The 25,496-nt window shown below is 69.0% G+C and carries 28 protein-coding genes; 11 read left to right on the top strand and 17 right to left on the bottom strand.

The window, feature by feature from the left end:
* The first annotated feature begins 15 nt into the window (after positions 1–15).
* On the top strand, positions 16–1,437 hold the full coding sequence (gene rmuC, locus ACOYW6_RS05160; protein ID WP_423142739.1) for a DNA recombination protein RmuC: 1,422 nt from the start codon (positions 16–18) through the stop codon (positions 1,435–1,437).
* A gap of 1 nt (position 1,438) precedes the next feature.
* Here the strand turns inward: rmuC and ACOYW6_RS05155 are convergent, their stop codons facing one another.
* The 7 genes from ACOYW6_RS05155 to ACOYW6_RS05125 all read right to left on the bottom strand — a co-directional run bounded on the left by ACOYW6_RS05155 (position 1,439) and on the right by ACOYW6_RS05125 (position 6,684).
* The gene (locus ACOYW6_RS05155) at positions 1,439–2,239 is read right to left on the bottom strand and encodes a TrmH family RNA methyltransferase (RefSeq protein WP_423142738.1); all 801 of its coding nucleotides are present in this window, start codon (positions 2,237–2,239) and stop codon (positions 1,439–1,441) included.
* A gap of 1 nt (position 2,240) precedes the next feature.
* Positions 2,241–2,513, bottom strand: a complete 273-nt coding sequence (locus ACOYW6_RS05150; protein ID WP_423142737.1) for an HPr family phosphocarrier protein — start codon at positions 2,511–2,513, stop codon at positions 2,241–2,243.
* A 10-nt stretch (positions 2,514–2,523) separates the two neighbouring features.
* On the bottom strand, positions 2,524–2,928 hold the full coding sequence (locus ACOYW6_RS05145; RefSeq protein WP_423142736.1) for a PTS sugar transporter subunit IIA: 405 nt from the start codon (positions 2,926–2,928) through the stop codon (positions 2,524–2,526).
* A gap of 70 nt (positions 2,929–2,998) precedes the next feature.
* A complete protein-coding gene (gene rapZ, locus ACOYW6_RS05140) occupies positions 2,999–3,919 on the bottom strand; it encodes an RNase adapter RapZ (RefSeq protein WP_423142735.1) in 921 nt (306 codons plus the stop codon).
* Between the two features lie 50 nt (positions 3,920–3,969).
* Entirely contained in the window at positions 3,970–4,386 is a 417-nt protein-coding gene (locus ACOYW6_RS05135; RefSeq protein WP_423142734.1) for an HPr kinase/phosphorylase, read from the bottom strand.
* Positions 4,383–5,951, bottom strand: a complete 1,569-nt coding sequence (locus tag ACOYW6_RS05130) for a stimulus-sensing domain-containing protein (protein WP_423142733.1) — start codon at positions 5,949–5,951, stop codon at positions 4,383–4,385. The genes ACOYW6_RS05135 and ACOYW6_RS05130 overlap by 4 nt, the downstream gene beginning before the upstream one ends.
* Complete coding sequence (locus ACOYW6_RS05125) at positions 5,944–6,684, bottom strand: response regulator transcription factor (protein ID WP_423142732.1); 741 nt, start codon at positions 6,682–6,684, stop codon at positions 5,944–5,946. Before ACOYW6_RS05125 ends, ACOYW6_RS05130 begins: the two co-directional genes overlap by 8 nt.
* A 289-nt stretch (positions 6,685–6,973) precedes the next feature.
* Between ACOYW6_RS05125 and ACOYW6_RS05120 the strand changes: the two genes are divergently transcribed.
* The gene (locus ACOYW6_RS05120) at positions 6,974–8,575 is read left to right on the top strand and encodes a phosphoenolpyruvate carboxykinase (protein ID WP_423142731.1); all 1,602 of its coding nucleotides are present in this window, start codon (positions 6,974–6,976) and stop codon (positions 8,573–8,575) included.
* 12 nt (positions 8,576–8,587) lie between these two features.
* Here the strand turns inward: ACOYW6_RS05120 and ACOYW6_RS05115 are convergent, their stop codons facing one another.
* The gene (locus tag ACOYW6_RS05115) at positions 8,588–8,974 is read right to left on the bottom strand and encodes a DUF3597 domain-containing protein (protein WP_423142730.1); all 387 of its coding nucleotides are present in this window, start codon (positions 8,972–8,974) and stop codon (positions 8,588–8,590) included.
* Between the two features lie 182 nt (positions 8,975–9,156).
* Here ACOYW6_RS05115 and ACOYW6_RS05110 point away from each other — a divergent pair, with 182 nt between their 5' ends.
* Positions 9,157–9,678, top strand: coding sequence for a hypothetical protein (locus tag ACOYW6_RS05110; RefSeq protein WP_423142729.1), 522 nt, complete (start codon positions 9,157–9,159; stop codon positions 9,676–9,678).
* Positions 9,675–9,842: a hypothetical protein gene (locus ACOYW6_RS05105; protein WP_423142728.1), complete on the top strand. Its 168-nt coding sequence runs from the start codon at positions 9,675–9,677 to the stop codon at positions 9,840–9,842. The genes ACOYW6_RS05110 and ACOYW6_RS05105 overlap by 4 nt, the downstream gene beginning before the upstream one ends.
* A gap of 10 nt (positions 9,843–9,852) precedes the next feature.
* On the opposite strand, the gene ACOYW6_RS05100 is transcribed toward ACOYW6_RS05105, so the two are convergent.
* The gene (locus tag ACOYW6_RS05100) at positions 9,853–10,509 is read right to left on the bottom strand and encodes an alpha/beta hydrolase (RefSeq protein ID WP_423142727.1); all 657 of its coding nucleotides are present in this window, start codon (positions 10,507–10,509) and stop codon (positions 9,853–9,855) included.
* A 147-nt stretch (positions 10,510–10,656) separates the two neighbouring features.
* On the opposite strand from ACOYW6_RS05100, the gene ACOYW6_RS05095 reads away from it, so the two are divergent.
* The 3 genes from ACOYW6_RS05095 to ACOYW6_RS05085 are packed head-to-tail and all read left to right on the top strand — an operon-like array spanning position 10,657 to position 13,157.
* A complete protein-coding gene (locus ACOYW6_RS05095) occupies positions 10,657–11,751 on the top strand; it encodes a cysteine desulfurase family protein (protein WP_423142726.1) in 1,095 nt (364 codons plus the stop codon).
* The gene (locus ACOYW6_RS05090; protein WP_423142725.1) at positions 11,748–12,818 is read left to right on the top strand and encodes a cysteine desulfurase family protein; all 1,071 of its coding nucleotides are present in this window, start codon (positions 11,748–11,750) and stop codon (positions 12,816–12,818) included. Before ACOYW6_RS05095 ends, ACOYW6_RS05090 begins: the two co-directional genes overlap by 4 nt.
* Positions 12,819–12,824: 6 nt before the next feature.
* Positions 12,825–13,157, top strand: a complete 333-nt coding sequence (locus ACOYW6_RS05085; protein WP_423142724.1) for a 2Fe-2S iron-sulfur cluster-binding protein — start codon at positions 12,825–12,827, stop codon at positions 13,155–13,157.
* 9 nt (positions 13,158–13,166) lie between these two features.
* Here ACOYW6_RS05085 and ACOYW6_RS05080 read toward each other — a convergent pair whose 3' ends face one another.
* Positions 13,167–13,694 carry a type 1 glutamine amidotransferase domain-containing protein gene (locus ACOYW6_RS05080; RefSeq protein WP_423142723.1) on the bottom strand — a complete coding sequence of 176 codons (528 nt, stop codon included), beginning with the start codon at positions 13,692–13,694 and terminating at the stop codon, positions 13,167–13,169.
* Positions 13,695–13,800: 106 nt separating this feature from the next.
* Between ACOYW6_RS05080 and parC the strand changes: the two genes are divergently transcribed.
* Positions 13,801–16,098, top strand: coding sequence for a DNA topoisomerase IV subunit A (gene parC / locus ACOYW6_RS05075; RefSeq protein WP_423142722.1), 2,298 nt, complete (start codon positions 13,801–13,803; stop codon positions 16,096–16,098).
* Here the strand turns inward: parC and ACOYW6_RS05070 are convergent.
* Genes ACOYW6_RS05070 through ACOYW6_RS05045 form a run of 6 tightly spaced genes read right to left on the bottom strand, consistent with a single transcriptional unit; the run spans position 16,095 to position 20,867 of the window.
* A complete protein-coding gene (locus ACOYW6_RS05070; protein WP_423142721.1) occupies positions 16,095–16,742 on the bottom strand; it encodes a retropepsin-like aspartic protease family protein in 648 nt (215 codons plus the stop codon). The two genes, parC and ACOYW6_RS05070, sit on opposite strands and share 4 nt — an antisense overlap.
* Before the next feature lie 47 nt (positions 16,743–16,789).
* Positions 16,790–17,956: a CCA tRNA nucleotidyltransferase gene (locus tag ACOYW6_RS05065; protein WP_423142720.1), complete on the bottom strand. Its 1,167-nt coding sequence runs from the start codon at positions 17,954–17,956 to the stop codon at positions 16,790–16,792.
* Positions 17,953–18,546, bottom strand: a complete 594-nt coding sequence (locus ACOYW6_RS05060) for a CoA pyrophosphatase (RefSeq protein ID WP_423142719.1) — start codon at positions 18,544–18,546, stop codon at positions 17,953–17,955. The genes ACOYW6_RS05065 and ACOYW6_RS05060 overlap by 4 nt, the downstream gene beginning before the upstream one ends.
* Positions 18,543–19,079, bottom strand: coding sequence for a DUF1285 domain-containing protein (locus ACOYW6_RS05055; protein WP_423142718.1), 537 nt, complete (start codon positions 19,077–19,079; stop codon positions 18,543–18,545). The genes ACOYW6_RS05060 and ACOYW6_RS05055 overlap by 4 nt, the downstream gene beginning before the upstream one ends.
* Positions 19,080–19,120: 41 nt before the next feature.
* Positions 19,121–19,642 (bottom strand): GNAT family N-acetyltransferase, encoded by a 522-nt coding sequence (locus ACOYW6_RS05050; RefSeq protein WP_423142717.1) that lies wholly within the window; start codon positions 19,640–19,642, stop codon positions 19,121–19,123.
* 49 nt (positions 19,643–19,691) lie between these two features.
* Positions 19,692–20,867 (bottom strand): PQQ-dependent sugar dehydrogenase, encoded by a 1,176-nt coding sequence (locus tag ACOYW6_RS05045; protein ID WP_423142716.1) that lies wholly within the window; start codon positions 20,865–20,867, stop codon positions 19,692–19,694.
* On the opposite strand from ACOYW6_RS05045, the gene ACOYW6_RS05040 reads away from it, so the two are divergent.
* The 3 genes from ACOYW6_RS05040 to folP all read left to right on the top strand — a co-directional run bounded on the left by ACOYW6_RS05040 (position 20,866) and on the right by folP (position 24,003).
* Complete coding sequence (locus ACOYW6_RS05040; protein WP_423142715.1) at positions 20,866–21,501, top strand: ribonuclease HII; 636 nt, start codon at positions 20,866–20,868, stop codon at positions 21,499–21,501. The genes ACOYW6_RS05045 and ACOYW6_RS05040 overlap by 2 nt on opposite strands.
* A gap of 194 nt (positions 21,502–21,695) precedes the next feature.
* Positions 21,696–22,841 (top strand): site-specific DNA-methyltransferase, encoded by a 1,146-nt coding sequence (locus ACOYW6_RS05035; protein WP_423143067.1) that lies wholly within the window; start codon positions 21,696–21,698, stop codon positions 22,839–22,841.
* A 73-nt stretch (positions 22,842–22,914) separates the two neighbouring features.
* Positions 22,915–24,003 (top strand): dihydropteroate synthase, encoded by a 1,089-nt coding sequence (folP, locus tag ACOYW6_RS05030; RefSeq protein ID WP_423142714.1) that lies wholly within the window; start codon positions 22,915–22,917, stop codon positions 24,001–24,003.
* Here folP and ACOYW6_RS05025 read toward each other — a convergent pair.
* Positions 24,000–25,418 (bottom strand): sigma-54-dependent transcriptional regulator, encoded by a 1,419-nt coding sequence (locus ACOYW6_RS05025; RefSeq protein WP_423142713.1) that lies wholly within the window; start codon positions 25,416–25,418, stop codon positions 24,000–24,002. The two genes, folP and ACOYW6_RS05025, sit on opposite strands and share 4 nt — an antisense overlap.
* Positions 25,419–25,496: the final 78 nt, after the last annotated feature.

Below are 25,496 nucleotides of genomic sequence, written 5' to 3'. Positions count from 1 at the left end.
TTCTATGTTCCCGCGATGGACATGATCGTTATCGTCGGCGTGATCGCCGCGCTGCTGGTTGGCGTAGCTGTGGGATGGGTGCTGGGCGGCAAGCCGGCGGCTGACTGGCGCGCCCGCCATGCCGAACGCGATGCCGAGGCGCGCCTCCTCGACGACAAGTTCAAGGCCGCCATTGCCGATCTGGCCGGCGCCAGCGAACGCGCCAGTCGCGCCGACGCGCTTGAGCGCGACCTCGTCGACCTGCGGCGCGAGCACGGTGTCACGGCCGGCGAGCTTGCGACACTGCGCGAAAAGACTGCCAATTTCGACGAGCAGAAGCGCCTGCTGGTTGAAGCTCAGGAAGCGCTGCGCAAGGAGTTCGAAAACGTCGGCAACAAGGCGCTGAAGGAAGCGCAGGAGGCCTTCCTGGCCCGCGCCGGCCAACGGTTCGACGAATCGGAAAAGGCCAGTGCCGAGCGTCTGAAGACGCTGCTCGCGCCGGTCGATCAGCGGCTCAAGACGTACGAGGAGCAGGTCGCGGCGCTCGAAAAGCAGCGGGTCGATGCGTTCGGGCAGCTGTCGGGCGTGATCGAGCAGATGCGCCAGGGCCAGGAGGACGTCCGCCGCGAGGCGCAGCGGCTCGGCAATTCGCTGACCAACGCGCCCAAGGCGCGCGGCCGCTGGGGCGAACGCGCGCTGCAGAACGTGCTCGAGCAGTGCGGCCTTTCCGAGCATACCGATTTCAACCTCGAGCATTCGCTGGAAACCGACGAGGGTCGCCTCCGCCCCGACGCGATCGTCCACGTTCCCGGCCAGAAGAAGCTGGTGATCGACGCCAAGGTCTCGCTGAACGCCTACCAGGCCGCGTTCGAGGCCAACGACGATGAGACGCGCAAGCGTCACCTCGACATGCACGCGCGGGCGATGCGCGGCCATGTCCAGACGCTGGGCACGAAGGCGTACCAGGACCAGTTCGAGGACGCGCCCGATTATGTTGTAATGTTCGTGCCGGGCGAACATTTCGTCGCTGCCGCGCTCGAACACGATCCGGAGCTCTGGGACTTTGCCTTTCGCAACAAGGTCCTGTTGGCCAGCCCGACCAACCTGGTGGCGATCGCGCGCACGGTGGCGATGGTGTGGACGCAGGACAAGCTGGCGCGCGAGGCGGCGGAAATCGGCCGGCTTGGTGCCGAGATCTACGACCGGATGGCCACTGCTGGCGAGCACTTGAAGGGCGTGGGCGCCGGGCTCGACCGAGCGATGCGCAAGTACAACGACTTCGTCGGCAGCTTCGAACGCAACGTGCTGTCCTCGGGCCGCCGCCTGCGCGACAAGGGCATCGCCATCGGCAAGAGAGAAATCGAGGAGATCCCGCTGGTCGAAACCCTGCCGCGCTACGGCGAGGGCGCGGAGCCGCTGATCGCCAACGATGCCGGCAAGGTCGAGGCGGCCGAGTAGCTCAGCCGAGCGCGGCCAGCACCTCGTAAGCCAGCACCGCGCCGGCCACTGCGGCATTCAGGCTGTCGGCGCGGCCGCGCATCGGCATCGTCACGCGCAAGTCGCAAGCGGCTTCGTAGTCCTCGGGCAATCCGCGCGATTCGTTGCCGACCATTATGAAGCACGGCGCCGCATATTCCGCGCCGCGATAGGGCACCGCATCGCGCAGCGACGCGGCGACCAGCTGCCCGCTGCCGCCGCGCAGCCACGGCAGGAATTCGTCCCAGCGCGCCTGGGCCAGGGGAACCGTGAAGATGGCGCCCATGCTGGCCCGCACTGCCTCGACGCTGAAGGGGTCGGCGCAGTCGTCGATCAGCACCAGCCCGCCGGCGCCGACCGCGTCGGCGGTGCGCAGCATCGTGCCGAGATTGCCGGGATCGCGCAGCGCCTGCGCGGCCAGGAACAGCGGGGCGGAACAGCGGTCCAGCGCGTCGAGCGAGGTGTCGAACTCGGCAAAGACGCCGGCCACCGCCTGCGGGTTGTCCTTTCCTGTGATCTTGGCGAGGATCGCGTCGTCGGTCTCGATCACGTCGCCGCCGGCGGCCAGCACGTCCGCCTCGATCGCTTCGAGCAGCGGGTGCGCTTCGCGCCCGGCGGCCATCACCAGCAACTCGGGCAACCGCCCGCACTCGCGCGCATCGGTCAGCAGGCGCAGCCCCTCGGCAAGGAATCGGCCCTCGCGCTTGCGCAGCTTCTTTTCGCGCAGCGCCCGCAGCGCCTTGACGGTGGGGTTCGAGAAACCGGTGATCGTGCGGCGAGACATGTCAGTCCTCGCCGAAACCGTCCTTCACGAGCCCGACGAGCTGCGCGAGCACCGGCTCGCAGTTCTCGCCGTCGACGCGGATGGCGATGGTATCGCCCTTGGCGGCGCCAAGCATCATCAGGCCCAGGATCGAACCGCCGGCAGCCTCGGTACCGTCCTTGATAACCGTGACGTCAACCCCTTCGGGCAGCTGCGCCACCGTGTTGACGAACTTGGCACTGGCGCGGGCGTGAAGGCCGCGCTGGTTGACGATGGTCACGATATCTTCGGCCATCAGGCGCCCCTCAAGCACATTGTCCGAGGAATTCGGAGGCGACAGTGATGTAATTGCGGCCGGCCTCGCGCGCTGCCGACGTTGCGTCGGTCAGCGCCATGCAGCTGCGCGCCTTGGCGAGGCGGATCAGCATGGGCAGGTTGATGCCGGCGATGACCTCGACCGTTCCCGGCTTCATCAGCGAGATGGCGAGGTTGGAAGGGGTGCCGCCGAACAGGTCGGTCAGGACGATCACGCCCGCGCCGTCGTTCACGTCGGCAATCGCGCGCGCGATCTCGTGGCGGCGGGCCTCCATGTCATCGTTGGGGCCGATGCAGACCGCGCGAACGGCCTCCTGACGGCCGACGACATGCTCCATCGCCAGGACGAATTCCTCGGCGAGTCGGCCATGTGTGACCAGGATGATACCGATCATTGGGGCAATGCGCTCCGAAGTGTGCAGCCGCGAAACGGGCGCGATAGCCGCGCGCCGGGCCGCTGGCAACTCACCGCGCGCCTACCGCGGCCTCGCTGCCTTGACGGTCCAGGTTGCGGTGCAGCAATGTGGGCGCGAAACCCGCCGTCCGCAAGGCCTTGGCGATCTCCTCGGCCATGAAGACCGAGCGGTGGCGCCCGCCGGTGCAGCCGAAAGCGACGTTGACGTACGGCTTTCCCTGCGCGGCATAGCGCGGCAGCAGGAACAGCAGCAGATCGCGAATGCGCACGAATGCGCCCGCGAAGGCCGGATCGGCGCGCACGTGATCGGCCACCGGGCGGTCGCGTCCGGTCTGTTCGCGCAGGCCTTCGACCCAGTGCGGATTATCGAGAAAGCGCATATCGAACACCAGGTCGGCAACTGGCGGCATACCGCGCGCAAAGCCGAAACTGGTGACGCTTACGGTCATCTGCGGCACCGGGCCGATCGGATACCGTTCGCGCACGGCCTGCTGCAGGTCGTTGCTGGTGAAGGTGGTGGTGACGATCACCGTGTCGGCCACGCGGCGCACCGGGTCGAGCAGCTCGCGCTCGGCGGCGATGCCATCCGCGGCGGGCATCCCGGGCTGCGGGTGGCGACGGCGCGTTTCGTTGTAACGGCGTTCCAGTTCCTCGTTCGAACAATCGAGAAACAGCGTTTCGATCGCGATGTCGTCACGCTGGGACAAGGCGGCGATCTTGGCGACCAGCCGGCGCGGGCTGAAATCGCGGGTGCGCGAATCGAAACCGATCGCCAGCGGCGCGCCAGGATCGCCGGGCAGGGTCTGGCCGATCAGCCGGTCAAGGAAGCGGATCGGCAGATTGTCGATGGTTTCCCAGCCACTGTCCTCCAGCGTGTGGAGCGCGGTCGTTCGCCCGGCACCGGCAAGACCGGTGACCAGCAGCAGCCGCTGGCGCCCGTCGGCTTCGTCTTGGGGCGGGTGATCGGACATCGCCCGCGGTTGTGCTCCTGCCGGCCGCGCTTGTCCACCGAAGCGGACGCTCAGGAAAGGCCGTGGAGCGCCAAGGCCGCCTCGGCCCGCAGCGCCAGCACGGCAGCGCCGGGATACAGGGGGATGACGGGCACGAATACGCCGGCAATGACGACGCGCCCGGCCGTCTCGACAAAACGCGGCGCGTCCTCGTCGAGCCGGAGCACCAGCGCTACCGGCACGTCCGCCACGGTCGGACGCGTCAACAAGCCCACATTGCGAACCTCGATCAGCCCGGCGACGTTGGGTGGCGGCGAGGCGAGCAGGCGGCCGGCTTGCCGGGCCAAGCCTACCGCGTCGTCGCCGATCAGCGCCGCGCCGCGGTCCATAAGTGCCAACGCAAGGCTCGACTTGCCGCTTGCGGGCGGCCCTTCGATCAGGACGGCGCGCCCGTTCAGCGCGACTGCGGTGGCGCGATGGACGATCACTCGTCGGCTGCCGGCAGTTCGAGCACCAGGCACGCGCCGGGCAGCCCATCCTCGCGCTCGGCCGCAAGCAGGCGGCCGTCGTGGGCATCGGCGATCGTGCGCGCGATGGCGAGACCGAGACCGGAGTGGCTGCCGAAATCCTCGTCCTCGGGCCGTAGCGAATGGAACCGCTCGAATACCTTTTCGCGCGCTTCGGCGGGAATACCCGGGCCGTCGTCGCTCACTGCCAGCGCGACCCGGCCGTCCTCGCGCGACAGCTCGAGCGCCACGGTTCCGCCCGGCGGCGAGAACGAGACTGCGTTGTCGAGCAGGTTGTGCAGCACGCGTTCTAGCCGGGGCGGATCGCCGGCGACGCGAAACGGGCCGTGTCCCGCAGCGGACACCGTGACGCGCGCAGGCGCATTGTCGCCGCGCGCCGCGCGCCCGGAAACCAGGCCTTCCGCCATGCGCAGAAGGTCGATCGGGACGAACTGGGTGCGGCTCAACTCGGCATCGATACGGCTGGCCTCGGCGATCTCTGTCACCAGTCGGTCGATGCGGCGCACGTCGTGCGCCGCCACCGTGGTCAAGCGGTCACGCAGCGCCGGGTCGGTGACCCTGTCCATTGCCTCGAGCGCGCTGCGCAGCGAGGCTAGCGGGTTCTTGATCTCGTGCGCGACGTCGGCGGCAAAGCGCTCGACCGCATCGGTGCGCTGGCGCAGCGCCGCGGTCATGTCGGACAAGGCGCGGGCGAGCAACCCGATCTCGTCGCGACGTTCCGGCAGGCGGGGAACCTCCACCTGGCGGTCGCGGCCCAGCCGCACGCGGATCGCGGCGCGTACCAGCAGGCGCAGCGGCTGCACGATCGTGCGGGCCAGGAACAGCGACAGCTGGATCGAGATCAGCAGCGTCACCGCGATCACGATGGCCAGGGTCTGGCGCGCGTCGCGCACCGCCTGGGTGATGTCGCGCGAATTGCGGGTTGCCAGCAGCATCGTGCCGTCATCCCCGACCGGCGCGGCGGCATTGAGCACCGGCGTGCGGTCGGGCGCATAGCGGTGGATCGCGCGCGGCTGGCGGGCATGTCGCGCGGCGACCAGCTCGGGCCAGTCGGCGGCATCGTCCACTGCCGGCTCGACGTATGGCGGAACCGGCGCCCCGCCGAGGACGAAATCCATCCCCCGGTCGAGCCAGCGCGCGGCGCGCATAAGCACTGGCTCGCGCGCTGGATCGGTCAGCCGATAGGCCGGGCCGGCCAGCGCGAAGCTGTCGGCCACCAGCGCGCCGGCGGGGTCATAGACCCGCAGGCGGACCTGCCGGTCGGTGCCGATGCGCGTCAGGATGGCGCTTCGCGCCGCGGGCGGCGACGCGGCCAGGGCATCGGCGACAATCGCCGCCTCGCCACGGGCTTGCGAGTAGCGTTCGGCAAGCAGCCCCTTGCGGTAGGAATCGAGGTAGAACAGGCTTCCGGCCATCAGCCCCAGCGCGATGACGTTGACCGCCAGGATGCGCGCGGTGAGCGACGTTCCGCGGGTCCAGAACAGGCGGTCCGGTGCGGCGAAAGGCGGCAGGCGGCGCTCAGCCATCGGTGAACGAATAGCCTGCGCCGTAAAGCGTCTCGATGGCGCCAAATTCGCCGTCGACGGCGCGGAACTTGCGGCGCAGGCGTTTGATGTGGCTGTCGATGGTGCGGTCGTCGACGAAGATGTCGTCGTCGTAAGCCGCGTCCATAAGCTGATTGCGGCTGCGGATCACGCCGGGACGCGCGGCCAGCGCCTCGAGGATCAGGAATTCGGTCACGGTCAGCGACACCGGGCGGCCATCCCATGTCACCTGGTGGCGCGACGGGTCCATCTCCAGCCGTCCGCGCCGCAGCGGGGCAAGAGCCGGGGCGTCCTCGCCCGCCTCGCCGCGGGGCGGCTCGGCCCGGCGCAGGATGGCACGGATACGGGCAACCAGCAGGCGCTGGCTGAACGGCTTGGCGATATAGTCGTCGGCGCCCAGCGCCAGGCCCAGCGCCTCGTCGGTTTCCTCGTCCTTGCTGGTCAGCATGATGACGGGAAGGGCGGACGTCTCGCGCAGGCGGCGCAGCATTTCCAGGCCGTCCATGCGCGGCATCTTGATGTCGCAGATCGCCAGGTCGGGCGGGTTGTCGAGCAGCGCCTTCAGCGCGCTTTCGCCGTCGGTGTAGACGCGGGTGCCGAAACCTTCGGCCTGCAGCGCGATCGTGACCGAGGTCAGGATGTTGCGATCGTCGTCGATCAGCGCGATCGTCTGCCGGCGCGGCGTCGGTGGATCTGCTTGATCGGGATCGGCCAATGCCTGCTGCCCTGCCTGGTGATGTCGCTGTTGCCGCTGCCGGCGACGGTTAGCCCGGCGGGCGCGGCGGCGCAATCGAACGCGTGGCATCGCGCGGAATGCGCACGGCGCGGTAACCGGTGTCAAAGCACAAAACCGTTTCAGATCATGTGGATAGTTGGAGTTTGACGGTTTGGTGGCGGTGGCTTATGCGCGCCTCAAGCAAACGCATACGAATTCATTGATTTCGTTCAGCGCCTGCCACCGGGCCCGCCGCCGCTGCACGAGGCCCTACGCCATGGAGAAGAACTTGACCGCTTCGCTTTCGACGCCGCTTACCGTTCAGGGCATTGCGACCCGGGCCCGGATCCACGCCAATCTTGGCACCGCGCCGCTGGTGGAAGATGCGCTGCGCAAAGGCGAAGGGCGGCTGACGAAGGACGGCGCGCTGCTGGTCGACACCGGAAAGTTCACCGGCCGCAGCGTCAAGGACAAGTTCGTCGTGCGCGACGCGGTGACCGAGGACAGCATCAACTGGGGCACCGTCAACCAGCCGATGTCGGGTGAACACTGGGACAACCTGAAGGCCGACTTCCTCGCCGCCTTCGCCGATCAGGACGAACTTTACGTCGCCGACCTGTTCGGCGGCAGCCAACCCGAATACCGCGTCAACGTGCGTGTCGTCACCCAGATGGCCTGGCACAACCTGTTCATCCGCACGCTGCTGGTGCGCCCGACGGCCGAAGAACTGGCCGCGTTCGCGCCCGAATACACGATCGTCAACCTGCCCAGCTTCAAGGCCGACCCGGCCCGCCACGGGTGCCGGTCGGACACGGTCATCGCGGTCAACTTCAGCGAGAAGCTGATCCTGATCGGCAACACCGAATATTCGGGCGAGATGAAGAAGGGCGTGTTCGGCCTGCTGAACTTCCTGCTCCCCGCCCAGGGCGTTATGCCGATGCATTGCAGCGCCAACATCGGCGCCGACGGAACCAGCGCGATCTTCTTCGGCCTGTCGGGCACTGGCAAGACGACGCTGTCGGCCGACGCCAGCCGCACCCTGATCGGCGACGACGAACATGGCTGGTCGGACACCGCGATTTTCAACTTCGAAGGCGGCTGCTACGCCAAGATGATCAACCTCTCGGCCGAGGGCGAGCCGGAGATCTACGCCACGACCAAGATGTTCGGAACGATCCTCGAGAACGTGACGATGGACGAGGCCACGCGCGAACTCGACTTCACCGACGACAGCAAAACCGAGAATACTCGCGGCGCCTATCCGATCGAGTTCATTCCCAACACCAGCGAGAAGAACCTCGGCCCGCCGCCGTCGAACGTCATCTTCCTGACTGCCGATGCCTTCGGCGTCCTGCCGCCGATCGCGCGGCTGACCCCCGACCAGGCCATGTATCACTTCCTCTCGGGCTACACCGCCAAGGTCGCCGGCACCGAGATCGGCGTGACCGAGCCTACCGCAACCTTCAGCACCTGCTTTGGTGCCGCCTTCATGCCGCGCCATCCCAGCGTCTACGGCAACTTGCTGAAGGAACGGATCGCCAAGGGCGGGGCTGAGTGCTGGCTGGTCAACACCGGCTGGTCGGGCGGCAAGGCCAGCGATCCGGGCATCAAGCGAATGCCGATCAAGGCCACGCGCGCGCTGCTCAACGCCGCGCTCGATGGCAGCCTCAACGACGCCGAGTTCCGCAAGGATCCCAACTTCGGCTTCGAAGTGCCGGTCGCGGTGCCCGGCGTCGACGCCGGGCTATTGGATCCGCGCGCGGCCTGGACCAACGGCGACGAGTACGATGCCACCGCGCAGAAGCTTGTCGACCTGTTCGTCGCCAACTTCGCGCAGTTCGAGGATCACGTCGACGAGGGCGTACGCCAGGCGGCTCCGAAAGCCGCCTGACGCCGCGTTCGTTCAGTCGAGCAGATCGGCAGGGACCTTGCCGCCGTTGTCGGCAAGCTTCTGCATGACGGCCTTGTGCAGGGCGATATTGTCCTCGGCGCTGCCCGAGTAGTTCGTATCGCCCAGTTCGGTGGCGAGTTCCTTGCGGTTCTCGTAGCTGGGGTCGACGCCGATCAGCTTGAGCAAGTCGACGATCGAGGTCTTCCAGTTAAGGTTCTTGCCCTGCGCCATTTCGCTCAGGTTGGCCTCGACGTCGACCGGCTGCTGCGGTGTCGGCGCCGGCTGGGGCGAGGCCTGCTGCGTGGCCTGCGGGGCGCTGGCATCGGCGGGTGCGGGCGCGGGGGCGGCCTGCGCCTTGTGTCCGAAGATGGCGTCGTGAATTTTGCTGAAAATCGACATTGCTAGGCTCCTCTGGCCGGATTGTCCGGGGGTGGTGAGGGTGCAACGCTGCAGCGCCGCCAAGGTTCGCATGCGATCCGCGCCGCGCGCGGCGATGCGACCAATCGATCCGAAATAGAGGTATCGCGGGTCGGCGATGCGTGGCAGACGGTGCCAAAGGGTCGCGCAAGAATGTTGGGGTCATGGCACGTATGGACGGGCTGCGCGATACGTTGCGGCGCACCGGCGGTATTCACGCCGTTTCCGATCGGCTGGCGCAGCCGTTCCCCGAAATCGCCCGGATCGCCGACGCCGCCTTGCCGCTGATCGCCAGCGCGCTTCATTCGGCCGTCCGGCGTTTCGGGGTCGGCGAGATTGGCTGCCGTCACATGATCGAGCAACTCCAACGGCTGGGCGGCGGGGAAATGGCGGTCGCGGTGATGAGCCCCGGCGATGCCTATGCCCGCCCGGGCGAGGCACTGCTCGACCTGATCCTGCCCCAGCCCGGCGCCCGGAAGGCGGTCGTCAACGCGGTCGCCCGCAAATCGGGCACGGCAGTGTGGCTGGCCTCGGCAGCGCTGCCGGTGCTGGCGATGCTGGTGGGCGGTTACGTATCGGCCCGGGCCCTGGAAAAGCCCGAAGCCTGCCGTTTCGACGAATTGCTCGCCCAGGGTGACGACAGCGATCTCGCCGTGGTCCTTGCCGATGCCGGGGTTACAACATGAGCGACACCGTGCTTTCGATCCTGGTGCTCGGCGCGGTTGCGCTGGCCGGGGGCGCGATCGTGCTGCTGCGGCGCGGCGGCCCGCGGAAGCAGGCGGTGATGATGCTGGTGATGGCGGCGCTGATGGCCGCCAACGTCGCGATCTGGACCGTCCCGCTCAGCTGAGCGCGGCGGCTCAGCGGATCGGGCAGTCCGGGGCCAGGCGAAAGTCGAGGTAATTGTCGACCGACCGCATCAGGTCATCCATCTCATGCTCGAAGAAATGGTTCGCACGGGGAATTTCCTCGTGATGGATGGTGATGTGCTTTTGCGTGCGCAGCTTGTCGACCAGCTTCTGCGTGGCGATCGGCGTGGCAACCGTGTCGGCAGCGCCCTGGATCAGGATGCCCGAGGCCGGGCACGGCGCCAGGAAGCTGAAATCGTACATGTTGGCCGGCGGGGCGACCGAGATGAAGCCGCGGATTTCCGGACGGCGCATCAGCAACTGCATCCCGATCAGCGCGCCGAAGCTGGTACCGGCGATCCAGGTGGTCGATGCCTCGGGATGGATGGACTGCACCCAGTCGAGCGCGGCGGCGGCATCGGACAGTTCGCCAACGCCGTTATCGAAGCTGCCCTGGCTGCGGCCGACGCCGCGGAAGTTGAACCGCAGGGTGGCGAAACCGCGCGCTACGAACGTCTTGTACATCGCCATCGTGATGCGATCGTTCATCGTTCCGCCAGCCTGCGGATGCGGATGAAGGATCATGGCGACGGGCGCGCGGGGGCGCGGCGCGGGCTGGAAGCGGCCTTCGAGACGGCCTTCGGGGCCGGGAAAGATGACGGAGGGCATCGGGCGAGAACTCGTTGCTGTAGGACCCTGCGAGGAACGGCGGCGATAATCCGCGCATCCGCTCCGCAAGGGGCTGTGATCGGAAAGCGAGGGCTATATAGAAAGCATCCCTCCGAAAGCAACGATTCCCAAGGCTGGACCAAGCCGATGACCGCAGCCCGCGTCTATCTCGACCATGCCGCCACCAGCCCGCTTCGCCCCGAGGCGCGCGCAGGCGTGGAGCGCGGGCTGTCCCTGTGGGCCAATCCGTCGAGCCCGCATGCCGAGGGCCGCGCCGCGCGCGCTGCGCTGGAAGACGCCCGCGCCCGCATCAAGGCGGCGCTGGACTGGCCGGGCGAAGTGATCTTCACCTCGGGCGCCAGCGAGGCCGCCGAACTGGCGCTTGACGCCGCCAACACCGTTCACGACGTCGCCACCGCGGTCGAGCACGACGCGGTCCTGCGCGGCGACCGGCCCGAGTGGACGCTGCCGGTCCTGCCCGACGGCGCCGCCGACTTGCGCATGCTCTCGCGCGAAAGCGAGCCCTCCACGTTGATGCTGGGCGATCCCGACAACCGATCGCTGGTGGCGGTCCAGCACGTCAATTCGGAAACCGGCAACCGCCAGCACATCGGCTTTGCCGCCGAAGTCGTCCACGACAACGGCGGATTGCTGCTGGTCGACTGCGCGCAGAGCGCGGGCAAATTCGCGCTGCCACAGATGGCCGACATGGCGATCGTATCGGCGCACAAGTTCGGCGGTCCGGTCGGGATCGGCGCGCTGCTGGTCCAGGACTATGCGATGCTCCATCCCGGCGGCGGGCAGGAACGCGGCTACCGGCGCGGGACCGAGAACCTGCCCGGCATCCTGGGCATGGCGGCGGCGCTGGAAGCGTGCGGCGACCCTTACATCGACCCGGCCGTCCTCGAACCGCTCGAGGCCTTCGCCGGCGAAGTCCGCGCGCTGGGCGGAGCATGGCTGGCCGATCGGTTGTCCGATCCCACCCCCTACATTCGCGCGATCGCGATGCCAGGCGTCTCCGGGCAAGCGCAAGTCATGCGCTTCGACATGGCGGGGATTGCGGTCAGCCAGGGCAGTGCGTGTTCCTCGGGGACGATGAAGCGCAGCCACGTGCTGACCGCGATGGGCGTCGCCGACGATATCGCCGATCGCACGATCCGCGTCAGCTTCGGCTGGACCACCACCCGCGCCGAGGTCGAGCGGTTCTGCGAGAGCTGGCTCGCGATGGCGCGCTCGGCATGATCTACCTCGATTACCAGGCCACGACCCCGCTCGCGCCCGAGGCGCGCGCGGCGATGCTGCGCTGGCTGGGCGACGACGACGGCTTCGCCAATCCGCACAGCCCGCACCGGCCGGGCCGCGCCGCAGCGGCGGCGGTCGAAGCGGCCCGGGCCGAGGTGGCGGGTCTGTTCCCGCCCGGGGGCCGCGTGATTTTCACCTCGGGCGCGACCGAGGCGCTCAACCTGGCAATCCATGGCGTCGGCGCGGCGCAGGTCGCGGTCTCGGCTATCGAGCACGCCGCGGTGCTGGATACCGCGTTTGCCGGCGGGCGGCGGGTGCAGGTCCTGCCGGTGGACCCACACGGACTGGTTGCCGCCGATGCGTGGATCCAGGCCGGGACCGGGCTTGTCGCGGTGATGCAGGTCAACAACGAGATCGGCACGATCCAGCCGGTGGACGCGCTGGCCGCTGCTGCACGCGATGCCGGCGCGCTGTTCCTGTGCGACGCGGTACAGGGCGCCGGTAAACTGGCGCCGCCCGATGCCGACCTGATCGCGGTCAGTGCGCACAAGCTGCACGGCCCCAAGGGTATCGGCGCGCTTTGGGTGCGCGACGGGATCGACCTGCAGCCGCTGGTCCACGGCGGCGGGCAGGAGCAAGGCCTGCGCTCGGGAACGTTGAGTCCCGCGCTCTGCGCCGGATTCGGCGCCGCGGCAAAGCTGGCGCTGGCACGGCGCGGCGAGGACACCGCGCATGTCGAGGCGCTGTGGGCGAAGGCGCGCGACATCCTGGCCGACTGGACGCTCAACGGCAGCGCCGAGCAGCGCTGGCACGGCAACCTCAACTTGCGCCGCCCCGGGCTGGACGTCGCGCGGCTCATGAGCGAATGCCGCGACATCGCCTTCTCGGCCGGGTCGGCCTGCGCCAGCGGCAGCGGCCGGCCCAGCCACGTGCTGTCCGCCATCGGGCTCGAGCCTGGCGCGGCGAAAAGCTCTGTCCGGCTTGGTTTTGGGCGCTATACCTCGCTGCGGGACATCGAGGATGCCTGCGTCCGGCTCAACGAAGCCGCCCTTTCGCAGGAGCATTGAGCCGGCGTGGTCACCGTCACCTTCATCACCGCGGACGGCCGCAGGGTCGCCGCCCAGGCCGACGAGGGAGCCCGTCTGCTCGAAGTGGCGCAGGCGGCCGGAATGCCGCTGGAGGGCACGTGCGAGGGCCAGATGGCCTGCTCCACCTGCCACGTCATCCTGCCGCCCGACTGGTTCGCGCGGGTGCCGCGCGCCAGCGACGACGAGGACGACATGCTCGACCTCGCCGCCGGGGTCACGCGCACCAGCCGCTTGTCATGCCAGATCGTGCTCACCGGGGCCCTGGACGGTCTGGAAGTCCGCATCCCCGGTGAATTTCACGACATGCAGCGCCGCTAGGCGAAGCGATCAGTCCGCTTCGAGGGCGTCGATCAGCGCCTTGCTGAACGCCGGAATGTCTTCGGGCTTGCGGCTGGTGATGAAGTTACCGTCGATCGCCACCTCCTCGTCGACCACGTCGGCGCCGGCGTTCTCCAGGTCGGTGCGAATCGACGGCCAGCCGGTCACCGTGCGGCCATCGACGATGTCGGCCTCCACCAGCAGCCAGGGGCCGTGGCAGATTGCCGCGATCGGCTTGCCGGCGTCGTCGAAGTCCTCGACCAGCTCGACCGCGCGCTCGTTCATGCGCAGCTTGTCGGGGTTCATCTGCCCGCCCGGCAACATCAGCGCATCGAAATCGGCAGCTTCGACGTCGCTCATCAGCGCGTCGACGGTAACCGATTCGCCCCAGTCGGTGTGGTTCCAGCCCTTGATCTGGCCGTTCTTGTCGCTTGCCACGACCGTCTCGTACCCGGCCGCTTCGAGCGTCTTCTTCGGCTCGATAAGCTCCGACTGCTCGAAGCCGTCGGTCGCGAGGATGAGGATGCGCTTGGTCATGATGATCTCCAGTGAAAGCGGTTCGCTTCACCCGGCACAACCAACGGCGGAAAACAGCGTTCCTGCGGTTCCGGTCGGCCCGGCGCATTGCTAGGGCGATCCGGCAATGGTCAGCCCCCCGGACATTCCTGGCGCACAGCCCGACCCCTTCGACGCCATCGTCGACGCGCCCTTCGACGCGGCGCTGTCGGAGCGCTATCTGGTCTATGCGCTGTCCACGATCACCGCGCGCTCGCTGCCGGACCTGCGCGACGGGCTGAAGCCGGTGCACCGCCGCCTGCTGTGGGCGATGCGCCAGCTGAAGCTTAATCCCACCGACGCGTTCAAGAAGTCCGCCCGCGTGGTCGGCGACGTGATCGGCAAGTACCACCCGCACGGGGACGCCAGCGTCTATGACGCGATGGTCCGTCTCGCGCAGGATTTCAGCCTGCGCTATCCGCTGGTCGAGGGGCAGGGCAACTTCGGCAACATCGACGGGGATAACGCCGCCGCCTACCGCTATACCGAGGCGCGGCTGACCAAGACGGCGATCCAGCTGATGGCCGGGCTGGATGAAGGCACGGTCACCTTCATTCCGACCTACAACGGCGAGGAGGAAGAGCCCGAGATCTTCCCCGGTCTGTTTCCCAACCTGCTGGCCAACGGGTCAAGCGGGATCGCGGTCGGCATGGCCACCAACATCCCCAGCCACAACGCCGCCGAAGTAATCGACGCCGCGCTGCTGCTGATCGACAATCCCCATGTCGAGCACGCGCAGATCATGGAAATCTTCCGCGGGCCCGATTTTGCCACCGGCGGCGTGGTGGTCGATAGTCCGGCGGCAATCAGCCATGCCTACGAAACCGGCCGCGGGGCGATCCGCGTGCGCGGCCGCTTCTCCACCGGGCGCAATCCCGACGGCAGCTGGGAAGAAACCGGGATCGAGAAGCTGGGCGGGGGGCAATGGCAGCTCGTCGTCAGCGAAATCCCCTACCAGCTGCCCAAGGGCAAGCTGATCGAACAGATCGCCCAGGCGATCATGGACAAGAAGCTGCCGATCCTCGAGGACGTGCGCGATGAAAGCGACGAGCAGATCCGCATCGTCCTGGTGCCCAAGAGCCGCAACATCGACCCCGAGTTGCTGAAGGAATCGCTGTACCGGCTGACCGACCTGGAAACGCGCTTCGGCCTCAACCTCAACGTGCTCGACGCCAGCCGCACGCCCGGGGTGATGAGCATCAAGCTGCTGCTGCAGGAATGGATCGTCAGCCAGATCGACATCCTGCTGCGGCGCAGCCGCCATCGGCTGGAGAAAATCGCCGCGCGGCTGGAACTGCTCGACGGCTACATCATCGCCTTCCTCAACCTCGACCGGATCATCGAGATCATCCGCACCGAGGATGAGCCCAAGCCGGTCATGATGGCCGAGTTCGGGCTGACGGACCGCCAGGCCGAGGCGATCCTCAACATGCGGCTGCGCAGCTTGCGCCGGCTCGAGGAAATGGAGCTGCGCAAGGAGCATTCCGAACTCGTCGCCGAGGCCGAAGAACTGCAGAAGCTGCTCGACAGCCCGGCCCGCCAGCGCACCCGGCTGAAGCGCGACCTGGCCGGGATCCGCAAGGACTACGCGGAAGACACCCCGCTCGGCCGCCGCCGCACCACGATCGCCGAGGCCGCGCCGACGGTGGAATTCAGCATGGACGCGATGATCGAGAAGGCGCCGGTGACGGTGATCCTGTCGGCCAAGGGCTGGATCCGCGGCGCCTCGGGCCACGAGCCGCTCGACAAGGAGTACAAGTACAAGGAGGGCGACGGCCCGGCCTTCGCGCTGCACGCGCAGACCACCGACAAGCTGCTGGTCGCCGCCGACAACGGCCGGTTCTATACGCTCGGCGCCGACAAGCTGCCCAGCGCGCGCGGGTTCGGAGAGCCGATCCGAACGATGCTGGATATCGACGCCGAGGCGCAGATCGTGGCGCTGCTGGTCTATCGCCCCAAGGCGCAGCTGCTGCTGGCCTCCAGCGCCGGGCGCGGCTTCGCGGCCGAGGCGGACGAACTGCTGGCCGAAACGCGCAAGGGCCGCGCGGTCGTCACCACCAAGCCGGGCGTAAAGCTGGCGGTGGTGCGCGAAATTCCCGCCGCGCACGACCACGTGGCGGTGGTGGGCGACAATCGCAAGCTGGTGCTGTTCAGCCTGTCGGAACTGCCGGTCATGGCCAAGGGGCAGGGGGTGACCCTGCAACGGTACCGTGACGGCGGGATGGCGGACGCGATCACGCTGCGGCTCGACGATGGCCTGTCGTGGAAGATGGGCGGCGACACCGGGCGGACCCGCACCGAAAGCGACATGCGGTTGTGGAAGGTGGCGCGCGGCGCCGCCGGCCGCCTGCCGCCGACCGGCTTCCCGCGCGACAACCGGTTCTAGCGCCCCGAACCTGCCTGCGGGTGGTGCGGCGACAGGATCATCGTCCCGTCCTCGACCCGCCATCCCTTCAGCCGCGACAGGAAATTCATCCCGATCACGTTGGTATCGCCGATGCCCGGCGCGATCACCGCGTCGAGGTCGCGCGCGACGACATTGCCGAAGCGCATCTCGCCGATCGTCGCGATCTTGGCCTCGACCGGGCCGTTGGCGGTGCGCAGGATAACTGGCTGGCGCATCGCCGCATCCCGCAAACCGGCCTGCGCGGCGGCCTCTGGCGACAGCGCGGTCAATGTCGCGCCGGTATCGACCATGAAACGCAGCGGGGTGCCGTTGACCTTGGCGGTGACCCAGTAATGCCCGTCGCGGCGCAGCGGGACGCGCGTTTCCCCGCCGCTGACCTGCTGCGCCGGCAGCCCGGCGCCGGGCAGCGACAAGTCGAAATTGCCGTCGAGCCGCGCCACTTGCACCACGGTCAGCCCGAAGACCGCCACCAGCCCCAGCGTCCCGACCCCGCGCAGCATCCGCCCGGCCAGCGCGCGGTGCGGAAACATCCCGCCGACGAACGACAGGACCATGGCGCCCACCGCCAGCGCGATCAGCGGCTGGCTGCGCAGGAATGCGATGATGCCGGGAAGGTAGCTCACGCGCGCTGCCTAGAATGCCAAGGCTGTCGGCAAGCTGACCGGCGGCTTCACCCCGCGTTGCCCAGTTCGGCGCCGAGCAGTTCGTTGACCCGCGCGGCGCCGGGAAAGCCTTCATCGACCCAGCGCTGCTCGACCGCGTGGAGGATGCGAGCGACCTCGGGCCCGGCCTTGACCCCGCGGGCAACGATCTCGCCGCCCTTCAGCGGCAGGACGGGCGGCTGCCAGCCGGCCAGCGGCGCCGTCGATAGTCCCGACAGCAACAGCCGGTCGCGCGCGGCCTCTATGCCGATGCGGTAGGCGAGCGCGCGGGGATCGCGCTGGGCCTCGCCGCGCCCGGCTGCCAGCGCCAGGCGCTTTTTCTGCGCCCCGGACAGCCGCAGCCGCGCCGCGACCTGCTCCGCCGCAGCGCGATCGCACGGCAGCAGCGAGGCCAGGCGGCGAAGCGGATCGGGCGCGGCGCCCTCGCGCGCTTCGGCCGCGACCAGCGCGGCAAGGGGGGCGGGATCAGCCTCGGGCAGGATCACCGCCAGGACGCCCAGCGCGGCCATGCGCGCGATGGTCGGGGCCGGATCGGGCAGGGCGAGCAGGTTCATCATTTCCATCGCGATCCGCTCTCGCGACAGGCCCTTCAGCGTCGCCGCCAGGTCGGCGCAGGCCTGCTCGGACGCGGCGTCCGCCGGCAGCGATCCGAAGCGCGCCTGGAACCGGAAATAGCGCAGGATGCGCAAGTGATCTTCGCGGATGCGCTCGGCCGGGTCGCCGATGAAGCGCACGCACCGCGCCGCCAGGTCGGCCTGACCGCCGAAATAGTCGCTGATCGTCCCGCTGTCGGGATCGGCATAGAGCGCGTTGATGGTGAAGTCGCGCCGCGCCGCGTCCTCGCGCCAGTCATCGGAGAACGCGATCGTGGCGCGGCGCCCGTCGGTGGCCACGTCGCGGCGCAGCGTCGTGATCTCGATCCCGCGCCCATCGACCAGCGCGGTGACGGTGCCGTGGTCGATACCGGTGGGAATGGTCTTGATCCCCGCCGCCTTGCACCGCCGCATGACTTCGCGCGGGGGCAGCACGGTGGCGATATCGATATCCTTCACCGGCAGGGCCAGCAGCGTGTCGCGCACCGCTCCGCCGACATAGCGCGCATTGCCGGGCCCGAGCGCGGCGATCAGCGGCGCCAGTCCGCGCGCTTCGGTCCAGTCACGGCCGAATGCGCTCATGCCGCCGCCCAGGCGATGCGGCGCGACAGGTTGGCGATGATCGCCGCGGTGATGCCCCAGATGCGGTGTCCGTTGTAGTCCATGTCGATGGTGTGCCGCATCGCGCCTTGCCATTCCACCTCGCGGTGGACGTGGTTGGCGGGATCGAAGACCCAGTCGACCGGCACTTCGAACCAGTCCGCGACTTCGGCCGGGTTGGGCGCGAAGGGCAGGTCGGGCGGGATCACCGCGATGACGGGGATGACGGCATAGCCGCTGCCGGTCACGAACAGGTCGCTGGCACCGATCACGGTCACGTGTTCGGGCTGGATGCCAAGCTCCTCCCAGGCCTCGCGCAGCGCCGCGCCGACAGCATCCTCGCCGGGGTCCAGCTTGCCGCCCGGGAACGCCACTTCCCCCGGATGGGCGCGCATGTTCGAGGGCCGGTGGGTAAGGATGAAGCCCGGGCGCGGCCGGTCGGTAATCGCTGCCAGCACCGCCGCATCGCGGGCGTCGCCGCCATCGAAACGCGGATCGACCAGCAGGTCTGGGATCGGGTCACGGTGGCCTTCGCGGTGCAGCACGCGCAGTCGTTCGACCAGCCCGCTCATGCCGGAACCAGCCCGAACCGCGCGCCCCGGCTGGCGACCGTCCCGTCCGCATCGGCCAGCTCGGCCAGTTGCAACCAGGTGCTGCGGTTGAGGCGCGCTTCGGTGCCGCCGCGCACGGCGAGGTAGACCGCCGGCGCATCGACATGGCCGCGCACGCTCAACGGGTGCGCGGGGCCGGCCACCACCAGGTCGTCGGTGTTGAGGCGAAACGCCAGCGCGCCGTCCGTGCGCGCCACGTCGACCGCGACGAAGGCGGCGTCATCGACCGCGATGGCCAGCTTTTCGTGCGGGGTGACCAGGTAGTGGCCATCACCCTCGCGGCGCAGCAGCGCGGAAAACGCGCGCACCATGGCGGGCCGGGTGATCGCGCCGCCGTCGTGGTACCAGCGCCCGTCGGCGGCGATCCGCATCAGGCTGTCGCCGCTGCGCCCGGGCGCCCATTCCGCCACGGGCGGCAGCTTGCGCGCGGCCACCAGCGCGGCGATCTCCGCCAGGCTCAGCGTCGCAAGGTCGGGGGGCGGTTCATACGGCACCGCAGCGCGATGCCAGATCGTCCCGCCCCAGCCAAGGTCAACTAGTGCCGCCGCCAGGGCCCCAGCATGCCGTCGGCGGGCAGCGCGGCAGGATCGGCGCTGCGCACCAGCAGGCGGTCGGGGTCCCACGGGCCCGGCAGCCGCCAGCCGGCGGTCGGCGCAGCGGAAAAGCCCCAGAACCGGCCGTAGTAGTCGGCATCGCCGATCATCACCTGCGGCAAGGGCGCGCGCGGATCGATCGCGGTCACCGCGGCGCTCATCAGCGCCTTTCCGTATCCTTCGCCCTGGTGTTCGGGCAGGACCGCGACCGGGCCGACCATGATCATCGGATGAGCGCGGCCGGCACCGTCGGTCAGCGCGACCGGCCAGCACTGGATCGAGCCGACCAGGTCCTCGTCAGCGTCCAGCGCCGCGAACGACAGCGCCGGCAGCCACTCCATGCCCTCGCGCACGCGGTAGGCGGTGCGGTTGCGGCGTTCGGGCTCGAACGCACGGTCGAGCAGCGCCTCGACAAGCGCGGGATCGACCGAGTCGAGCGGGATCAGGGTTGGGGCGGCAGACATTGGCGCGCGCCGATAAGGCGCCGGGCACCGGCTGTCGAACGAAAACGCGCTATTGCTGCGTCAGGCGCAGCAGGCGGCCGCCCTTGCCGTCCTCGAGCAGCAGCAGCGAACCGTCCCGCGCCTCGACGATCTCGCGAATGCGGCGTTCCAGCGGATAGCGCGCCAGTTCGGTGGCCGCCGGTTTCGATCCCTTCGTACCGTCGATACCCACCCGCACCAGTCCGCCGGGCTTCATCGCGGTCACGATCGCCTGGCCGCGCCACGGGAACAGCGAGCCCTTGTAGAACAGGAAATCGCCAGGCGCGATCACCGGGTTCCAGCTGATCGCCGGGGCAGCAAGGTCGGGCCGGGTCGCGTGGCGCGGAATCGGTGTGCCGTCGTAATTGTCGCCGTTGGAAACCAGCGGCCAGCCATAATTGCGCCCGCGCTCCACCAGGTTGAGCTCGTCGCCGCCGGCCGGTCCGTGCTCGAGGTCCCACAAGCGTCCCTGGGCATCGAAATCGAGGCCGAGGACGTTGCGGTGCCCGTAGGACCAGATGTCCTGCGCCTTGCCCGCCTGGCCGCTGAACGCGTTGCCCGCCGCCGGTGTCCCGTCGAGGTTGAGGCGGACGACCTTGCCGAGATTGTTGGTGAGGTCCTGCGCCGGGGTGAATTTCTGCCGCTCGCCGCTGGAAACGTACAGGTAGCGCTCGTCCGGGCTGACCAGCAGCCGGTGCGAAAAGTGACCGCGGCCGGTAACCTTGGGCGCCTGGCGCCAGATCACCTCAAGGCCGCTGATCGCGGATGCGCCGTTCATCTCGTCGATGTGCAGCGTGCCGCGGCCGACCACCGCGCCGCGGGTGTCGCCGGGCCCGGCTTCGACCCAGCTGAGATAGACCGGGTAGCCGCCGTCGGCAGTGGTGCCGGGCGCGAAGGCGACATCGCCCAGCCCGCCCTGGCCGCCGTAATCGACGGTGGGCGCTCCGCTGACGGGGTGCACGATATTCATGCTGTCGACCAGCTTGAGTGTGCCCTTGCGCTCGGTCACCAGCAGGTAGGGCGTGCCCGGCACGAAGGCGGCGCCCCACGGCTCCTCGAACGTCGCCAGCGCCTGGGTCCGGAAGCCCGGTCCGGCGCTGGGGGTAGAAGTCGCCGCGCCCTTGTCCCCCGGCGCGGCGGCGCCGCAGCTTGCGAGCGCGAGGAGGAGGGGCGATAAGGCACGGATCGGGAAGCTGCGGTTGGTCATGCCGGTTACTACGTTTCAAAAGACGCCTTGTGGCAAGGGTTTCGTGATCGGCGTCGATGAAGCCGGGCGCGGGCCGCTGGCCGGGCCCGTGGTCGCCGCGGCGGTCGTACTGTGCCGGCCGCGCCCGGCGGGCCTCGACGATTCGAAGAAGCTGCGGCGCGACACCCGCGCCGTGCTGGAGGACAGGATCAAGCGCCGCTGCCGCTGGGCCGTGGGCGTTGCCGACGTGGACGAGATCGATTCGCTCAACATCTTCGGTGCGACGATGCTGGCGATGACCCGCGCGGTCCTGGCGCTGTGCAACCAGCTTGATGCCGATGGCCTCGATGGCCCGCACCAGGTCCTGGTCGACGGCAACCTGACGCCGGCCGGGCGCCGGCCCGAGTGGTGCTGGCCGGCGCGCGCGATCGTGGGCGGAGACGCCATCGAACCGTGCATTTCGGCCGCCTCGATCGTTGCCAAGGAGCACCGCGACCGCCTGATGCGCGGCCATGCCGCCGCGCACCCGCATTACGGCTGGGAACGCAACGCCGGCTACGGCACGCCGGAACACCTGACCGCGCTGCGCGATCACGGCCCGACGCCGCTGCACCGGCGCAGCTTTGCCCCGGTCGCCCAGCTCGCCCTGTTTTGACCGCCGCCGAGTCTTTGCGGCCACACCACTAGATATCGAGTCGTCCAGTCCCCCGCGGACTCAAGATCGTGTGTCGGACTCGTTCTGTTCGCGGCGCGGCCGGGCGACGCGCCGGCCTCGGCCTGAACAGGCGCGCTTGACGCGGGAGTCGCGCGGATTCACCCTTGCCGTCGTTACGGGGAACAGGGGTGAAGATGGGCGTTCTGGTCGGGGAGCGGGCGCGCGCGCCGCAGGTCAAACAGGGGGTCAGGCCTGCGGCGCCAGCGCGCGATCTGCCGCTGGGGCAGATCCTGGCGGGCGATTGCGTGGCGGCGATGCGATCGCTGCCCGACGCCTGCGTCGACATGATCTTCGCCGATCCGCCCTACAACCTGCAACTGGGCGGAGACCTGGCGCGCCCCGACGGCAGCCATGTCGACGCGGTAACCGATCACTGGGACCAGTTCGAAAGCTTCGCCACTTATGACCGCTTCACGCGCCAGTGGCTGGCCGAGGCGCGCCGCGTGCTCAAGCCCGCCGGCTCGCTGTGGGTGATCGGCAGCTATCACAACATCTTCCGCGTCGGCGCGGCGATGCAGGACATGGGGTTCTGGATCCTCAACGACATCGTCTGGCGCAAGGCCAACCCGATGCCCAACTTCAAGGGCACCCGCTTCACCAACGCGCACGAAACGCTGATCTGGGCGGCGATGGGCGAAAAGGCCAAATACACCTTCAACTACCGGGCGATGAAAACGCTCAACGATGAATTGCAGATGCGCTCCGACTGGGTGCTGCCGATCTGCGCCGGGCCCGAACGGCTGAAAAAGGACGGCCACAAGGTCCACCCGACCCAGAAGCCCGAGGCGCTGCTCTACCGCCTGATGCTGGCGACCACCAACAAGGGCGATGTCGTGCTGGACCCGTTCTTCGGCACCGGCACCACCGGCGCAGTCGCGCGGCGGCTGGGGCGGGAGTGGATCGGTTGTGAGCGCGAGGACGGTTACCGCGATGCCGCCATGGCCCGCATCGAACTGGCGCTGCCGCTCGACGAATCGGCGCTGACGACGATGCAGAGCCCCAAGTCGGCGCCGAAGGTTGCGTTCGGCACGCTGGTGGAAACCGGGATGATCGCGCCGGGTACGCGGGTGTTCGACAAGAAGCGCCGCGTCAGCGCCACCGTGCGCGCCGACGGGTCGCTGGCGGCGGGTGCCGACACCGGCTCGATCCACGGGCTTGGCGCCAAGGTGCAGGACGCCCCCAGCTGCAACGGCTGGACATACTGGCATATCGAGCACGAGGGCGAAGCCAAGCCGCTCGACGCGCTGCGGCAGCTCTACCTGCTCGCCACCGAGCCCTGAGGTCGCTGCCATCGCCTCGCCGCGATAACTGGCGTAGGCAATCCGGCATCATTCTGCAGCGGCGACCGAGACCATGATCCAGCACTACCTCATCCCGTTGTCGCTCGCCGCCAATCCGCAGAGCGAGGACGGCGACGCCGTCCGCCTGGGCGGCGGGCTGGTCTACGCCAGCCGCTTCGCCGTCGTCAGCCGCGAGGGCGGCCGCGTGGTCGGGCGCGAGCGCGTCTCGGTGCGCGATCTGCGCGGCGGCAGCCTGGCACCGGCGGTCCTGGCCCAGTTCGAGGGGATGCAGCACCCGCACGCGGCCCTGCAGCTGGGGACGCGCACGCTCCGGCTCGATCAGCCGCAAGTGGTCGGCATTCTCAACGTCACGCCCGACAGCTTCTCAGACGGCGGCCAGTTCATGGACGATCCCGAGATCGCCCATGCCCACGCTGCCGCGATGGTGGAAGCGGGCGCCGCGATGATCGACGTCGGCGGCGAATCGACCCGTCCCGGCGCCGCCGCGGTGTGGGAGGGCGACGAATTGAAGCGGGTGATCCCGGCGATCGAGCGGCTTGGCGCGATGGGCGCTGCGGTCAGCGTCGACACCCGGCGGCCCGCGGTGATGGAGGCCGCGCTGGCTGCCGGTGCGCACGTCATCAACGATGTCTCGGCGCTGCGCCACGATCCGCGCAGCCTGGAATTCGCCGCGGCCAGCGGCGCGCCGGTCATCCTGATGCACGCCCCCGGCGAGGGCGAGGACCTGCACGGCGGCGGCCACTATGCCGATGTCGTGCTCGACGTGTTCGACTGGCTGCGCGGCCGCCGCGACGCCGCCGTGGCAGCGGGCATCGCGCCGGAACGCGTCATCCTCGATCCCGGCATCGGCTTTGGCAAGTCGCTCGCCGACAACCTGGCGCTGGTCAACGCGCTACCGATATTCCACGCGCTCGGCCAGCCGCTGATGGTCGGCGCCAGCCGCAAGCGGATGGTCGGCGCGCTGTCGAACGAGGCGCCTGCGCACAAGCGGCTGGGCGGGTCGCTGCTACTGGCGGCGAAGGCGATGGAGGCCGGGGTGCAACTGCTGCGCGTCCACGACGTGCCCGAGACGGTCCAGGCCCGCGACGTCTGGCGCGGGCTGCGCGACGCGGCATTGACCGACTTCAGCCAGGTTCTCTAGGCGGCGCTGTCGATCCCCAGGTCGCCGAGCTTGCGGTAAAGCGTCGATCGCCCGATGCCGAGCCGGCGCGCGACTTCGGTCATGCGGCCGCGGTAATGGCCGATGGCAAGGCGGATGACGTCGGCCTCGATATCCTCGAGGGGACGCAGGTTGCCGTCCGCGGTGTAAAGCATGACCCCGGCATCTTCCTGGCGCTGCGGCCGGCTCTGCGCTTCATCGCCCAGAAGGTCGGAAAGATGCGGGAAATCGTCGCTGGTCAGCGCATCGCCTTCGCAGAAGACCGCGGCGCGGAACAGCACGGCCTGAAGCTGGCGGACGTTGCCGGGCCAGTCGAACGCGCCCAGCAGCGCCAGCGCGCTGTCGGTGATGCCCAGCGGCCGCAGCCCCGGCTGCTCGCCGATGCGGGCCAGGAAATGGCGGGCCAGCGCCGGCAGGTCGCCGGGCCGTTCGCGCAGCGGCGGCAGGGTGACCAGCACCGGCGCCAGCGCGGTGTGCAGATCGGCGGCGAAGTGGCCGCCGCGCACCATGTCGGCCAGCGGCAGGTTGGCAGCAGCGATGACGCGCACGTCGACGTGAAAGGCATGCGCGGCGCCGATCGGGCGGATCAGTCCCTTGTCGAGGACGGTCAGCAGCTTGTCCTGCACGGCTGCCGGCAGCCGGTCCACCTCGTCGAGCGCGAGCGTGCCGCCGTCGCAGTGCTGGAACGCGCCGATGTAGCGATCGAAGGCGCCGGGAAAGGCACCGCGTTCGTGGCCGAACAGCACCGATTCGACCGAGTTGGCCGGGATCGCGCCGACGTTGATGAGCCGGAACGGCGCCTTGGCGCGGGCACTGGCGGCCACCATCGCGCGGATGACCATTTCCTTGCCGGTGCCGCTTTCGCCCTCGATCAGGACCGGGATGTGCCCGCGCGCCGCCTTGGCGGCAACCGCGAGCGCGCTGCGGAACGCCGGTGCGGCGCCGACCATGGCGTCGAAATCGGCCGTTGCCGGCATCTTTTCGGTCAGGTGCTGCAATTCGTGGCGCGGCGCCTCGCGCGTGGTGGCGTGGCGCAGCGCGGTCATCAGGCGATCGGGAGCGACCGGTTTGATCAGGTAGTCGGTGGCGCCCGCGCGCATCGCCTCGACCGCCAGGAGCGGCGAGGCACTGGTGGTCAGCATCAACAGCGGGATGCCGGGCCGACGCGCCTTGAGCTGCGCGATCAGCGCGCAGGCGTCCTCGCCCGGAACCCACTGGTCGAGGATAATTGCGGCTACCTGCATGCCCTGCCGCGTCGCCAGCGTGGCGAGAGCGCTGTCGGCCTCCCTGACGACCAGCGTGCGCCAGCCCTCACGCGCGGCGAGAGCGCCGATGAGACGGCACTGGGCCGGTTCATCGTCGATCAGCATCAGCAGCCGTTCCCGTGGCTCGGCCATCGCCAGGCGCATCTCCGCTAAGGTTTCGTAACGCCTTTTAGCGCCGCGAGGTAAAGAGCCGATTAAGCCTGCTGCGTG

Origin of the sequence: Parablastomonas sp. CN1-191 (assembly GCF_049354825.1) — a bacterium.
Classification (GTDB): Bacteria; Pseudomonadota; Alphaproteobacteria; order Sphingomonadales; family Sphingomonadaceae; genus Novosphingobium.
Note: the sequence above shows the minus strand (reverse complement) of the source record. Positions and strands in the feature narration are given on the sequence as shown.